This is a genomic window from Streptomyces guryensis, assembly GCF_021261325.1.
Lineage (GTDB): Bacteria > Actinomycetota > Actinomycetes > Streptomycetales > Streptomycetaceae > Streptomyces > Streptomyces guryensis.
Genome location: NZ_JAJSBI010000010.1, coordinates 98,094 through 111,200, shown reverse-complemented (window position 1 = coordinate 111,200; position 13,107 = coordinate 98,094). Strand labels below are relative to the sequence as shown.

The 13,107-nt window shown below is 72.0% G+C and carries 13 protein-coding genes; 7 read left to right on the top strand and 6 right to left on the bottom strand.

The annotated features are described in order from the left end of the window. Positions 1-81: 81 nt before the first annotated feature. From LJ657_RS21140 to LJ657_RS21130, 3 genes are all read left to right on the top strand, one after another. On the top strand, positions 82-2,112 hold the full coding sequence (locus LJ657_RS21140) for a hypothetical protein (protein ID WP_232650331.1): 2,031 nt from the start codon (positions 82-84) through the stop codon (positions 2,110-2,112). Then, a complete protein-coding gene (locus LJ657_RS21135) occupies positions 2,102-3,400 on the top strand; it encodes a type I phosphoribosyltransferase (protein ID WP_232650330.1) in 1,299 nt (432 codons plus the stop codon). Before LJ657_RS21140 ends, LJ657_RS21135 begins: the two co-directional genes overlap by 11 nt. 130 nt (positions 3,401-3,530) lie before the next feature. Then, positions 3,531-4,601: a sugar ABC transporter substrate-binding protein gene (locus LJ657_RS21130; RefSeq protein WP_232650329.1), complete on the top strand. Its 1,071-nt coding sequence runs from the start codon at positions 3,531-3,533 to the stop codon at positions 4,599-4,601. 12 nt (positions 4,602-4,613) lie between these two features. On the opposite strand, the gene LJ657_RS21125 is transcribed toward LJ657_RS21130, so the two are convergent. Both LJ657_RS21125 and LJ657_RS21120 read right to left on the bottom strand, forming a co-directional pair. Then, a complete protein-coding gene (locus tag LJ657_RS21125; RefSeq protein ID WP_232650328.1) occupies positions 4,614-6,389 on the bottom strand; it encodes a serine/threonine-protein kinase in 1,776 nt (591 codons plus the stop codon). 66 nt (positions 6,390-6,455) lie between these two features. Beyond that, positions 6,456-7,304, bottom strand: a complete 849-nt coding sequence (locus tag LJ657_RS21120; protein WP_232650327.1) for a menaquinone biosynthetic enzyme MqnA/MqnD family protein — start codon at positions 7,302-7,304, stop codon at positions 6,456-6,458. A 306-nt stretch (positions 7,305-7,610) separates the two neighbouring features. Between LJ657_RS21120 and LJ657_RS21115 the strand changes: the two genes are divergently transcribed. Further along, positions 7,611-7,814, top strand: coding sequence for a cold-shock protein (locus LJ657_RS21115; RefSeq protein WP_003992177.1), 204 nt, complete (start codon positions 7,611-7,613; stop codon positions 7,812-7,814). Positions 7,815-7,914: 100 nt separating this feature from the next. Here the strand turns inward: LJ657_RS21115 and LJ657_RS21110 are convergent, their stop codons facing one another. Next, positions 7,915-8,481: a helix-turn-helix domain-containing protein gene (locus tag LJ657_RS21110; RefSeq protein WP_232650326.1), complete on the bottom strand. Its 567-nt coding sequence runs from the start codon at positions 8,479-8,481 to the stop codon at positions 7,915-7,917. Positions 8,482-8,573: 92 nt separating this feature from the next. Here LJ657_RS21110 and LJ657_RS21105 point away from each other — a divergent pair, with 92 nt between their 5' ends. Genes LJ657_RS21105 through LJ657_RS21095 form a run of 3 tightly spaced genes read left to right on the top strand, consistent with a single transcriptional unit; the run spans position 8,574 to position 10,326 of the window. Then, positions 8,574-9,257: an AzlC family ABC transporter permease gene (locus tag LJ657_RS21105; RefSeq protein WP_232650325.1), complete on the top strand. Its 684-nt coding sequence runs from the start codon at positions 8,574-8,576 to the stop codon at positions 9,255-9,257. A 14-nt stretch (positions 9,258-9,271) separates the two neighbouring features. Then, the gene (locus tag LJ657_RS21100) at positions 9,272-9,568 is read left to right on the top strand and encodes an AzlD domain-containing protein (protein ID WP_269786761.1); all 297 of its coding nucleotides are present in this window, start codon (positions 9,272-9,274) and stop codon (positions 9,566-9,568) included. 56 nt (positions 9,569-9,624) lie between these two features. Continuing rightward, positions 9,625-10,326: a class I SAM-dependent DNA methyltransferase gene (locus LJ657_RS21095; protein WP_232650323.1), complete on the top strand. Its 702-nt coding sequence runs from the start codon at positions 9,625-9,627 to the stop codon at positions 10,324-10,326. Here LJ657_RS21095 and kstD read toward each other — a convergent pair. From kstD to LJ657_RS21080, 3 genes are all read right to left on the bottom strand, one after another. Further along, on the bottom strand, positions 10,323-12,107 hold the full coding sequence (kstD, locus tag LJ657_RS21090; RefSeq protein ID WP_232650322.1) for a 3-oxosteroid 1-dehydrogenase: 1,785 nt from the start codon (positions 12,105-12,107) through the stop codon (positions 10,323-10,325). The two genes, LJ657_RS21095 and kstD, sit on opposite strands and share 4 nt — an antisense overlap. Positions 12,108-12,287: 180 nt before the next feature. Beyond that, complete coding sequence (locus tag LJ657_RS21085) at positions 12,288-12,587, bottom strand: DUF7701 domain-containing protein (protein WP_232650321.1); 300 nt, start codon at positions 12,585-12,587, stop codon at positions 12,288-12,290. Further along, positions 12,584-13,084, bottom strand: coding sequence for a RipA family octameric membrane protein (locus LJ657_RS21080; protein ID WP_232650320.1), 501 nt, complete (start codon positions 13,082-13,084; stop codon positions 12,584-12,586). Before LJ657_RS21080 ends, LJ657_RS21085 begins: the two co-directional genes overlap by 4 nt. Positions 13,085-13,107: the final 23 nt, after the last annotated feature.

Sequence of the window (13,107 nt, the reverse complement as noted above, 5' to 3'; positions counted from 1 at the left end):
AGCCACCGTTCCGCGCCGGCGAAGCGCTCAGTAGAGTGCCGCGAGCGACATCGGCGGGCGGAGCACGGGGGAAAGGCAGCGGTGGGCACAGTCACGGCATACGGCACAGGCAGGCCTCCGCACCCCCTGCGCACCCACACCGCACGCGCACTCCTCGCCCTCTGCGCCCTGGCCGCCCTCTTCGCCGCCACCGCCCCGGCCAGGGCGGCCTCCGGCATCCCCGCCTCCCAGTCCGCCTACCTCGCCGACCGCCTCCGCGCCGACCCGGTCTACGTCACCGACCAGCTCCCCCGTGAGATACCCCGGTCCACGGCCCCGGACTTCGCCAGGCTGGCCGAACGCACCGGCGTCCCGACGTACGTGCTCGTCCTCCCCGTCCAGCTCACCGACAGCCGGACCCTGCTCGCCACGGTCCACGACCGGCTCGGCAGGAACGGGCTGTACGTGCTGGTCGACGATTCGTCGGTCGCCGCTGCCACGACCTACGGGGTACGTGCGCCCGCCGAGGACGCCGCCACCGTCGCGACGTACGAACTCCCCTATGACGCAGGCCCGTTGCGCAGCTTCGAGCGGTTCACCGAGGTCATCGCAGAGGGCGGCGCGAAAGCCGCGGCGCGGGCGGAGGCCGCGCGCGAGAGGTACGGCCACAGCGGCGAACAGCCCGCGAACCTGTACATCGGGCCGACGGACCGCCGCAACCAGTCCTTCCTCACGGGGTTCCTGCTCACCGTCGTACCGCTGCTGATTCTGTGGCTCATCCCGTACGTACGCCGGTGGCGGCGCCGGCTGCCGGGAGCCGCGGGGACGGCCAAGGACGCGCCCCGCGCCCGCGCGACCCGCTGGATCGCCCCCGCACTCGCCCTCACCGCCGCGGCCGCGATCGCCGTGACCGCCGCCCTCACCTTCGACCAGACCAGGTCGAGTGCGGCTCCCCCACCCCGGGCGTCCGACCTCACCGCCCGCATCGAGCGGGTCGCGGCGGGCCTGGCCCAGGACCCCGTGTACCAGGACCCGGAGAGCCCGCGGGTCCTGGACCCGACCCGGCTGAACCGACTTCACTCCCGCATCCGCACGTTCGAGGAGTCCGAGGGCGGCGGACCGGTCTTCGTCTCGCTGGTCCCGCAGACAGCTCAGGACGAGTCGGGCGGCGACGAGAGGGCGTTCGCCGCCGCGGTCCACGACAAGCTGGGCAAGGACGGGGTGTACGTCGTCGCCGACCCCGAGATCGGCTTCATCGACGTCTTCAACTACGGCCTGTGGCTGGACAGTTACAGTCTCGACCTGCCGGACTCCGTCGCGTACGGGGACCACGCGGCGGACCGGGCCGACGACCACCTCCTGGGCGCACGCCTCGACGCCGTCATGACGGTCCTCGACAAGACCAGGCGCACGGCCGATCCGGCCACCACCGGCGACGCGCACCCGGTGACGGACCCCGTCACCGGGAACGACCTCCCCCCGCTCTTCTCCACCGACTTCTGGCCGGGCCTGTTCATGGGCGCCGTCGCGGCCGCGCTGCTGCTCGGTCTGGTCTCGGCCGCGCTGGGAATCGTCCGCAGGGTGCTGCTGCGCCGCAATCCGGCCCCATGGCCCACGCGGTCGCTGCCGTCGGTGTCCCCCAGGGAGCCGTCGGAGTCGTATCTGCGGCACACGGCGCGGGTCGAACTCCGCGCGCTGGCAGCCGAGTTCGCCGCGGGGAGCGAAGTGGACCCGCGTGCCCAGGACCGCTTCGACGCGGCGCTGCTCCTGGTCGACGACGACCCCGACGCCGCCCTCCGGCGGTCCGGCCACGCGGACCCCGCGACCCTGGTCACGGTCATCGTCCTGGCCCGCGCCGCCCGCCAGGCCCTCGCAGGCGACGACAACGACCTGTTCTGCGGCGTGAACCCGCTGCACGGCCCCGCGGTGGCCCGCAAGCCCCGACTACCGGTCTGCGAGGTGTGCCGCGACGCGCCCCAGGCCCGCAAGCAGTGGCTGACCCTTCCCGCCCCGCCCGGCCAGGGGCGGCGGACGCGCGTGCCGTACGAGGAGTACGACAGCCCCTTGTGCGCCCTGCTCGGGGGGATCTCGCGGGTTGTCGACGATGTGAGGAAGTCCGCACATGTCCGCTGACGTCAGGCGCATGGCCTCTGTTCTGCTGGCGGTACTGCTGCTGGCGGTCTGCGCCACCACGGCCCGGGCGGCCACGGACGCCGCCCCGAGCCCCGGCGAACGCATCGCGAACGCCCTGCGCGCCTCCCCCGTCTACGTCGACGCGGCGTACGCCACAGCGGTACCGCGGGCGCGTCAGCGGCAACTGGCCGAGCAGATCAGGAGGACGGGCCTGCCGATCAAGGTCGTCCTCACCCCGCTCACCAAGGGCGACTCCTTCAACGGCGACGCCGACGACCTGGCAGCGGTCGTTCACGACCGCCTGGGCCTGCGCGACCTCATCCTCATCACGATGGACAACAGCTTCGCCGACTCCCTCAACGGCTACGAGTGGCCGAGCGACACCCACCAGACACGTGACGCCGTGTCCGCGGTGGGGTTCCTGGACGAGATGCGGGACGCGGGCCTGGCGGACCTGACGGCCAAGGCCGTGCAGCTGGTGGCGGAGGGCGACGGAACCAAGGTGTACGAGGAGGCGACGAAGAACCTGCGAGGAAGCACCCCGGCCTCACCCTCGCCCTCCCCCGAGCCGGGCTCGGACGAGGGAACATGGAGCGCCTGGCCGGCCGTGGCAGCCGTGACGGCGCTCGCACTGCTGGCCGCCGGCACCCTGGCCCTCGTACGACACCGCCGCACGGGGAGGTACGGCCGTGCTCCCGGCCCCTCCCCCTTCGCCCACCCCCAGGCCGTCTTCGCGGCGGCCCGCGACGCCGACGAGGCGGCCCTGCGCCGCCGGGCGGAGGCGGAGGTCCTGGCGCTGGGCAAGTCGGCCGAGGCGGCGGACGTGTCCGGCACCCCCGGCCTCCAGCACGCGCTGGACGCCTACGCCGCTGCCGGGACGGTCCTCGACGCCGCCCGCGGCCTGCCCGACCTGGCGGGCGTCCTGGCCCTGGTGGCGGAGGGCCGCGACGCCCTGGCGGGCTCCCGGTCCGCCCTCCCCCTCTGCTTCTTCAACCCCCTGCACGGCCGCGCCGTACGCCGCACGACCTGGCGCCCGCTGGGCCGCCGGGACCGGGCCCAGGTGGCGGTCTGTCCCGCATGCGCCGCGGCCGTGCGTGCGCGCAGGGCGCCGGAGGTCCTCACGGACGTGGCGGAGAGCGGGGGCCCGGTGCCGTACTTCGAGGTGCCGGCGGAGCGGAGCATGTGGGCGGCCACGGGGTACGGGTCGTTGCTGGGGGGCGGGGACGGATTGGTGGGGCGGGTGGCGCGGGGGGACTTCACCCGGAGTGCCGGCGACGGGAGCGGCTGAGACCGGGGGCCCGCCGAGACCCGTCGGCCGGGTGGGCGCGGCGTCTACAGTGGGGACGAGGAGGCCTGATGAGCAGCGGATACCACACCGGCTCGGGTACCTCGCGAGCCCTCCGCAAGGAGAACCCGCCGTGACGACCCGATGCCTCGGACATCGCGGCCTCGGCGCCGTCATCGCCCTCGCCGTCACCGCGCTCAGCGCCTGCGGCGGCTCCGGTGCCGCCCCGGGGACGGGCGCGAACGGTGCCCCGGTGGTGGGCGTCGACTATCCCCGCTCCGACACCGACTTCTGGACGTCGTACATCAAGTACACCCCTCGGTTCGCCAAGGAGCTCGGCCTGAGGCTGGAGACGACCAACTCGCAGAACGACGTCGGCAATCTCGCCGCCAACGTGCAGACGTTCATCATCCACGGGGTGAAGGGCGTGGCCATGGCACCGCAGAGCACCGGCGCGATCGGGCCCGTCCTCCGGCAGCTGGCCGCCCAGAGGATCCCCGTGGTCACCCTGGACACCCGCCCCGACACCGGCCACGTCTACATGATCGTCCGCGCCGACAACCGCGCGTACGGCGAGAAGGCCTGCCGGTTCCTCGGCACCAAGCTCGGCGGCAAGGGCAAGGTCGTCATGCTCGAAGGTGACCTCGCCTCGATCAATGCCCGGGACCGCACCGCCGGGTTCAACGGGTGCATGAAGGAGAACTACCCCAAGATCGAGGTCTTCGGCGAGGCGACCAACTGGGACGGGGCGGTCGCGGCCCGGAAGCTTCAGACGGATCTCACCGCTCACCCGGACATCAAGGGCGTCTACATGGAGGCCAGCTCCATGCTCTCCGGCACCGTGCAGGTACTCAGGCAGCAGGGCCTGCTGGTCGCTCCGCAGGACGGCAGGCACGTGTTCGTGGTCTCCAACGACGGCATCCCCAGGGAGCTCGCGGACATCGCCCAGGGCAAGATCGACGCCACGGTCTCCCAGCCCGCCGACCTCTACGCCAAGTACGCCCTCTCCTACCTGAAGGCGGCGATCGCAGGCAGGACGTTCAAGCCGGGCCGGACCGACCACGACAGCACGATCATCCAGGTCCGCGAGGGTGTGCTGGAGGACCAGCTCTCCGCCCCGCTGGTGACCGCGGGCGGCGGGACCTACGGCGGGGTTCCCAGCCTCAGGAGCGACGACACCTCCCTCTGGGGCAACAACCGCTGACCCGGCCTTCGCCTACTTGACCTTCGACATCCGAGCCGTGGGCTTCCCCTCCGCGTCACTGTCCGACACGTACTTCAGGTCGTCCCCCACCCGCGACAACCGCACCGTGTGCGCCACCGGGTTGCACCCCGCGTGATTGGACCCGGCGCCCACCGAGGTCGTGACGATCTCCTTCTTCGTCACCTTCTTCAGGGTCAGTACGTCGTTGCAGACGCCCCCGAGCTGGTCGGTCTGCCGGACTCTGCCCACCTCCTCGCCCACGCCCGCCTGATGGACGGTCACCCGGAAGGTGCCCGCGGGCAGTGCGCCGTCGAGGACGAGGCCCTGGCCCTCCCAGGTTCCGAGGTAGCCGGCGGGGACGGCACTCCCTTCGGCGGCGGTGGAGCCGTCGGTGATCGAGGCGCTCGCGGTCGCGCCCGGCTCAGGGGAGTACGCACCGCGGCTGGAACCGCCCGCGCCGTTCTCGGTGTCGCCCGGCAACAGGTCGAACACGAACACCGACCCCACCGTCACGGCCGCCAGGGCCCCCGCTACCGCCAGCGCCACCGTGCAGCTCAGCCGCCGACCGCGCCCACCGTCCCCCGGCGCGGAGGCTGCCGCCACGGATACCGTGAGCCTGCCCGGACGCCGCTCGACGGGCGGCGCGTCCCTCGGCTCGGGCACGGACACGGACACGGACGGCGTGGGCGAAGAAAGGGGAGCTGCAGGCGGAGGCGCCGAAACCGCGGCCCCGGAGACAGGCGCGGCCCCCGGCATCACCGGCGCCGGCCCGAACCCCGCCACCGCCACCTCCCGGCCGGCCGCGGCCCGCCCGGCCCCTTCCCCGCCGGCGGTCACCGCATCCCCGACCGAAGGGCTGCTGAACCCCACCGGCCCGGACGGTGCCTCGTCCCCCGCCTCCAGATTCAGCAGCTTCACGGCGCTGCGGCTCACCTGCTCCACCAGCGCTCCGGGCAGCCACCCGCCCGCCACCATCCGCGCCGCCCCCTCGGGAGCCAGCCGCCGCGCCACCTCACCGGGCGTCGGCCGCTGCCCCGGCTCCTTGACCAGGCACGCCTCCACCACGTCCCGCAGATCCCCGCTCAGCGAACCGAGTTCGGGCTCCTCGTGGACGACCTTGTAGAGCAGGGCCGCGGACGAGTCCCCGGGGAACGGCGGCTCCCCGGTCGCCGCACAGGCCAGCACCGCGCCCAGCGAGAAGACGTCGGCCGCCCCCGTGGCCCCCTGGCCGAGGATCTGCTCGGGCGACATGTAACCGGGCGAGCCGATGGACACACCGGTGGACGTCAGGGACGCCGTACCGTCCGTGGCCCGCGCGATGCCGAAGTCGATCAGCAGCGGACCGTCGAGCGTCAGCAGGACGTTGGACGGCTTCACGTCCCGGTGCACCAGACCCAGCTCGTGCACCGCCGCCAGCGCCTCCGCCAGCCCGGCACCCAGCACCCGTACCGAATGAGCCGGCAGCGGGCCGCCGTCCGCGACCGCCCCGGCCAGCGACGGACCCGCCGCGTACGCCGTGGCCACCCAGGGGACGGCCGCCGCGGGGTCCGCGTCGAGCACCGGCGCGGTCCAGGCGCCGCCCACCCGCCGCGCGGCGTCCACCTCGCGGCGGAAGCGGGCGCGGAACTCCTCGTCCAGCGCGAAGTGCGGGTGCACGATCTTGACCGCGACCGTGCGGCCCCCGGCACTGCGCCCCAGGTAGACGCGTCCCATCCCGCCGGAGCCCAGCCGGCCGAGCAGCCGGTAGGGCCCCACGACGGTGGGCTCGTCGGCTCCGAGCGGCTGCATGACGTCCACCCCTCCCCCGTATCCCCCGTAACGACGAGAAAAGGGTAGTGGCCCGTTCCCGTACCGCTACGGCTGCAGCAGATCCACCTTCACGTCCGCCGGGAAGCCGGTCGTCGGCCCGACCCGCCGGGCGAACTCGGCGACCGCGGCCAGCTGCGGCCCGCCGAAGCGGAAGTCCAGCGTCGTGAAGTACCGCTCCAGGACCCGCTCGTCGAACTCCTCCCAGCGGGCCGCCTGCTCGGCGACCTTGCCGACCTCCTCCAGGGAGAGGTTGCGGGAGGCGAGGAAGGCCTCGTGGACGCGACGGGTGATGACGGGCTCGCGCTCCAGGTAGTCCCGGCGCGCCGCCCAGACCGCGAACACGAACGGCAGTCCGGTCCACTCCTTCCACAGCGTGCCGAGGTCGTGCACCTCCAGGCCGAACCGCGGGCCGTCGAGCAGGTTCGCCCGCAGGGCCGCGTCCCCGATGAGCACGGCCGCCTCGGCCTCCTGCATCATCAGGCTGAGGTCGGGCGGGCAGGTGTAGTAGTCGGGCTGGACGCCGTAGCGCTCGGCCAGCAGCAGCTGCGCGAGGCGGACTGAGGTGCGCGAGGTCGAGCCGAGCGCGACCCGGGCGCCGTCCAGCTCGTCCAGCGGGACCTGCGAGACGATCACGCAGGACATCACCGGGCCGTCGCAGCCCACCGCGATGTCCGGGAAGGCGACCAGGTCGTCCGCGTTCTTGAGGAACTCGACCAGGGTGATGGGCCCGATGTCGAGATCTCCCTGCACCAGCTGCTCGCTGAGCTTCTCCGGGGTGTCCTTCGTCAGCTCGAAGTCGAGGAGCGTGCCCGTCCTCGCAAGCCCCCAGTACAGGGGCAGGCAGTTCAGGAACTGGATGTGGCCGACGCGCGGCCGGGTGCGAGAATTGTCCACATCGCGAGGCTAGACCCTATGAGGTACGGTGCAGCCTTCAGGGTGGTGCGGCGACGTCACCGGTGTCCCGTCAATCCCATTCCAAGCCTTCAAACGTCCGGGTGACGTGATCTTGCCCTCTATTGCTTTCGGCTGCCCGCGTGCTAGGCTCGCCGCAAGTTGCAGTTTGGTTTCCCTTGCAGTACAGAGCCTGCGGAGCATGTAACCGCAGGCTCTCGTCGTTTTCAGACGTATGCAGTTGTGCAGCACTGTTTTCACACTTGCAGGTTCTGGAGCAGGGCAACCCTTTGGGCCCAAGGAGGGCTTATGGCTACCGGAACCGTGAAGTGGTTCAACGCCGAAAAGGGCTTTGGCTTCATCGCCCAGGAGGGTGGCGGCCCGGACGTGTTCGTCCACTACTCCGCCATCAACGCGAGCGGCTTCCGCTCGCTGGAGGAGAACCAGCAGGTCTCCTTCGACGTGACCCAGGGCCCGAAGGGCCCGCAGGCGGAGAACGTCACCCCCGTCTGATTCGGTCTCGGAGCCTGGTGCTTTGATCCGGAACTGAGAGCAGTACCCAAGGAGCCCCGTGCCGCAAGGCAGCGGGGCTCCTGCCTTTCCCGGCGTCCCTTCAGACATGCTGCATGACCAGCACGAACGTCGTCCCGGGAGCCAGTGCCTCGTACGAGTGCGGCACATCCCCGCGATACGTCATGTAGTCCCCGGGCCCGAGTTCCTCGGTCTCCCCCGCCGGCCCCGCCTTCACCCTTCCGGTGCTCACGATCAGATGCTCCGTCGTGCCCGGGATGTGCGGCTCCGACTCGCGGGCGGGCCCCGGCTCCGCGCGCAGATGGTAGATGTCGCGCCGGGCGCCCGGCGGGCTCGCCGACAGCAGGGTGGCCCGGTAGTCCGCCCGTTCGGAGGCCACGGCGGGCCCCTCGCCCGCCCGGATCACCTGCACGGCAGGGGCGGGCGGCTCCACCAGCACACTGAACGGCACCCCCAGGGCCACCCCCAGCGCCCACAGCGTCTCCACGCTCGGATTTCCGCTCCCGCCCTCCAGCTGCGACAAGGTCGACTTCGCGATCCCGGCCCGCTTGGCCAGCTCGGAGAGGGACAGCCCGGCACGGGTGCGCTCGCGCCGCAGCGCGGCCGCGATCCAGTCCAGGGGAAGCCGGGGTGGCACATCGGACGTCATGTTCGCTCCATCGGTACGACCGTTCGCCTTGACGAACAGGGGCTCTCCTGTTCACTCTAGAGAACATGCGTACGGCACGGCGAACGCCCCACATGCCCCGGCCATCGACTTTCACCACGCCGAGGGACCTGATCCGCGACGCCTCCCTCGTCTGGCTCGCCAGCGGCATCGTCGGTGTCTCCTTCGGCGCCATCGCCGTGGCCGGCGGTCTGCCGGTGTGGGTGCCGGTGGTGATGTCCCTCGTGGTCTACGCGGGCTCCGCCCAGTTCAGCGCGGTCGGCGTCCTGCTGGCCGGGGGCGGCCCGATCGCCGCGGCGGCCACCGGTCTGCTCCTCAACACCCGTACGGCCGCCTTCAGCCTCGCGATCGCCGACACCCTCGGCCCGGGCCGCCTCACCCGTCTGCTCGGCGCCCACCTCGTCACCGACGAGACGGTGGCCTTCGCCCTGGCGCAGGCCGACCCGGTACGGCGGCGGAGGGCGTTCTGGGTCTCGGGGATCGGTCTGTTCGCCGTATGGAACCTGGGTGTCCTGGCCGGAGCTCTGGCCGGAGGCGCGCTGGGCGACACGGCGACCTACGGACTGGACGCGGCCTTCCCCGCGGTCCTGGTGGCCCTGATACTGCCCACCCTGCGCGCGGACCCCCGGATACGGCGGTGCGCGCTGCTCGGCGCCGCCCTGGCCCTCGCGGTGACGCCGACCGTCCCGGCGGGCGTGCCGGTGCTGCTGGCGCTGGCGGGGCTGGTCCTGCACGGCCGCAAGGAGGCCTCCGCGTGAACGCCACGGTCGCGATGATCCTGGCCCTGGCGGTCGGGACATACCTCTTCCGGCTGGCCGGTCCCGCGCTGCACGGGCGCGTGGAACTTCCGGCGCGGGTGCAGGAGCTGCTGTCGGCGGGGGCGATCGTGCTGCTGGCCGCCCTGCTGGCGACGGGCGCGCTCACGGAGAGCGGGGGCTTCGCGGGGTGGGCGCGGCCGCTGGGGGTGCTGGTCGGGGGTGGGCTGGCGTGGCGAAGGGCGCCGTTCGTGGTCGTGGTGCTGGGGGCGGCGGGGACGGCGGCGGTGCTGCGAGCCGTCGGGGTGGCCTGAGCACGGGTGGTCGAGGAGGCGGTCGATTGTCAGTGGTGGTCGCTACGGTTCTGACCATGACCGAGACCCGTGACGAGACCCGGAACGGCGACGAGACCGCGCCCGAACCCGACTTCCTCATCAGCACCCGGACGTTCTACGACGCGGTGGCCGAGGACTACGCCGCCCTGTTCGAGCGCGAGCTCGCGGACAGGCCGCTGGAGCGGGCGATCATCCAGGTGTTCGCCGAACTCGTGGGCGGCGAGGGGCCGGTGGCCGACCTGGGGTGCGGTCCCGGCCGGACGACGGCCCGGCTCGCCTCGCTCGGACTGGACGTCTTCGGCCTCGACCTGTCGGAGTCGATGCTGGCGGTCGCCCGCCGGGAGAATCCGGGGATGCGTTTCGAGCAGGGCTCGATGCTGGACCTGGACATTCCCGACGGGACGCTGGCCGGGGCGCTCTCCTGGTACTCCTCCATCCACACCCCGGTGGACGAACTGCCCGCCCTGTTCGCCGAGCTCCACCGCGTGCTCGCACCCGGCGGCCATCTCCTCGTCGGCTTCCAGGCGGGCGACAGGCACCGCCACCACGACCGCCCCTGGGGCCGCCCGGTCTCACTGACCTTCCAGCGCCGCAAGCCCGAGGACATGATCCGGCTGTTGGCGGACGCGGGCTTCACACTCCTCTCGCGGACGGTGCGGGAGCCGGAGGAAAGCCTGGACGAGACGTCGCCGCAGGCCTTCCTCATAGCCCGCAAGCCGGCAGCGGTGGCCTCCTAGAGCGTCCCGGCGATGTCCAGCGCCGCGATGTAGCCGAAGGTCATCGCGGGGCCGATGGTCGACCCCGCGCCGGCATAGCTGTGCCCCATCACGGCGGCGCTGGCGTTCCCGGCGGCGTACAGGCCGGGGATCACCGAGCCGTCCGCCCGCAGGACGCGCGCCCGCTCGTCCGTGACCAGCCCGCCCTTCGTGCCCAGGTCCCCGGGGACGATGCGGAAGGCGTGGTACGGCGGCAGCCACAGGGGTGCGAGGCAGGAGTTCGGGAGGACGGAGGGGTCCGTGTAGTAGTGGTCGTAAGCGCTGTCGCCGCGGTGGAAGTCACTGTCGGTCCCTTTCAGGGCAAGGGAGTTGAAGCGGTCGACCGTGGCGCGCAGGGCCGCGGCCGGGACGCCGACGGAGGCGGCGAGGGCGTCGAGGGTCCAGGCCTTGTGCGCCGCCCCCGAGGTGTACCAGTCGTCGGGGAAGCCGAGGGTCGGGGCGACGTCCTTGAACAGGTACCGGTTGCGGTAGTTCTGGTCGACGATCAGCCAGGCCGGGATGTCGGGGTCGGCGGGGTTGCGGTCGTACATGGTGTGGACGACGTCGCTGTAGGGGCCGGCCTCGTTGACGAAGCGGGAGCCCGCCGCGTCGATGAGGAGGCCACCGGGGAGGGTGCGTTCGGCGAGACAGAAGTAGGGCTGGCCGGGGAGCGGGATGGCCGGTCCCCACCAGGCGTCGTCCATCAGACCGAGTGCGGCGCCCAGTTGCCGCCCCGCCCGGATGCCGTCCCCCGTGTTCTCCTTCGCGCCGACCGTCCACTCCGTCCCGATGGGCTGCCGCTGGTACTGGGCGCGCATGGCACCGTTGTGCTCGAAGCCGCCGGAGCCGACGATCACGGCACGGCGGGCGCGTACGAGAGCGAGGGTGCCGTCTTTGACGACCACCGCCCCGGTGACGGCGCCGCTCTCGACGAACAGGTCGGTGAGCGGGGTGCCGAGGCGGACGGGGACGCCCGCGTCCAGCAGCCCCTTGCGCAGTCCGGCGGCCAGCGACTGCCCCATGGTCAACGGCGTCTGCCCCAGCACCGCCGCCTTCGTACCGCGCGCCAGGCACTCGGTGGCGACGGCGGCGCCCTTGGCGCTCACGGCGGCGAGGGCGAGCCACTTGTAGTCGGCGCTGAACACGACCATGCCGGAGGGGACTTGCATGTACGGCGGATTGAGATGGGCGAGTTCGGCGCCGAGGAGGTTGCCGTCGAACTGGTCGGGCTCGATGGAGCGGCCGCCCGGCAGACCGCCCGGCAGCTCCGGGTAGTAGTCGCTGTAGCCCTCCATCCACCGGAAGCGGAGCGGGCTGTTGGCCATGACGAAGGAGATCATGGCGGGGCCGTGGGCCAGGAAGGCGCTCTGCCGGGCCACGGGAACGTCCGGGCCGACGACCGCGGCGAGGTAGGCGGCGGCCTTGGCGGGGGTGTCCGGGACCCCGGCGGCGAGCAGCACGGGATTGTTGGGGATCCAGATGCCGGCACCGGAACGGGCCGCGGACCCGCCGAACGTCGGGGCCTTTTCGACCACGACGGTGGTCAGCCCCTGCTTGGCCGCCGCGAGCGCGGCGGTCATGCCGGCAGCGCCGGAGCCGATGACGACGACGTCATAGGTGCCGAGGAGAGGGAGGTCGGCGGCGGCGGCCGTGCGGGTGCCGGTGCCGGCGGCCAGGGCGAGACCGGTGGCGGCCGTGGTACCGAGTACCTGTCTCCGGGTGGGTCGTGCTGTACGTCTCGCAGGTTCCGCGCTCGTGGCCATGGCGGGTCGCTCCAACCGGACGAGGGGTGGGGTGAGGTGCGCAGGTGCGGAGGTGCGGACGTGCGGAAGTACGGGGTGGGAATGTGGCGCGGGGGTCTTGGGAAGTCAAGAGCCGCGCGCTGCCGGGTCAATCAAATCCCTTATTGCCGCCCTGCTTTCCGGGCCGGCCATTCACGCGTTTCAGGACCTGTCTTTTGACCGGACCCGGGCCGCGGCCTGGATGGCCTGGGCGTAGGGCTCGTCCTCGCGCCGGGTGACCGGGGAGAGCTCGTCGAAGGGGACGAGCGCGGCGTGGTCCGGGTTCCTGAGCTGCATCCAGGCGGTCCAGGCGTCGTGGACATCGGCCGCGGTGACTTGTTCCCCTTTGGCCCGCATGAGGACGGCGTAGAGCAGGAAGAGGCCGTCGGAGTCCTCCGCGGGCCGGGCCTGCGGCGGCAGAAGTTCGCGGATCAGACCGGCGTCCGCGCTCAGATAACTCACGTGCAGAGTATGCCGATGAACAGACCTGCGTGCAATGCCGCAAATACCCAGGGGACTTTCCTTTCGGTCTCCCCCAACTCGGTGTAGCTGGCCCACCACGGTCCGCCGGAATTCTCCGTCAGTATCTCCCATTCCTTGCTGAAGATTTGCAGCGGAAGTTGCGGTTCCACGGCATTGATGATGTCGAATTTCGCGCGGTTGAGCACGCGGTAACTGCGCAACTGGAGCCACCAGACGACGGAGATGGAGATTCCGGCGAGCGTCAGTACGAGCGCGGCCCACCACGGCACACTCTGGCCGTCGGTGGCGGTGATGCCCAGCGCGCCGATGAAAGCGGTCTGAACGGAGAGGAAGAAGGCGTTCGCGGCACCGCGCCGGGCGGAGACGCGGTCCGACATCTCGACGGCCATCTTGTAGAGGTCGAGCAGTTCCGGTGCGGGGGCGGGCACTTCCGTGCGGGCGGGATCCCCGTCGGGGGCAGCCGGTTCGGACGTCACCAACTCCTGATGCCCTGGCCCGA

Bases quoted from the DNA above. Each gene is read 5' to 3' on its own strand.
- LJ657_RS21110 (WP_232650326.1), bottom strand. From the start codon at position 8,481: ATGACGTCCGATGTGCCACCCCGGCTTCCCCTGGACTGGATCGCGGCC.
- LJ657_RS21100 (WP_269786761.1), top strand. From the start codon at position 9,272: ATGATCCTGGCCCTGGCGGTCGGGACATACCTCTTCCGGCTGGCCGGT.
- kstD (WP_232650322.1), bottom strand. From the start codon at position 12,107: ATGGCCACGAGCGCGGAACCTGCGAGACGTACAGCACGACCCACCCGG.
- LJ657_RS21115 (WP_003992177.1), top strand. From the start codon at position 7,611: ATGGCTACCGGAACCGTGAAGTGGTTCAACGCCGAAAAGGGCTTTGGC.
- LJ657_RS21095 (WP_232650323.1), top strand. From the start codon at position 9,625: ATGACCGAGACCCGTGACGAGACCCGGAACGGCGACGAGACCGCGCCC.
- LJ657_RS21125 (WP_232650328.1), bottom strand. From the start codon at position 6,389: ATGCAGCCGCTCGGAGCCGACGAGCCCACCGTCGTGGGGCCCTACCGG.
- LJ657_RS21135 (WP_232650330.1), top strand. From the start codon at position 2,102: ATGTCCGCTGACGTCAGGCGCATGGCCTCTGTTCTGCTGGCGGTACTG.
- LJ657_RS21105 (WP_232650325.1), top strand. From the start codon at position 8,574: ATGCCCCGGCCATCGACTTTCACCACGCCGAGGGACCTGATCCGCGAC.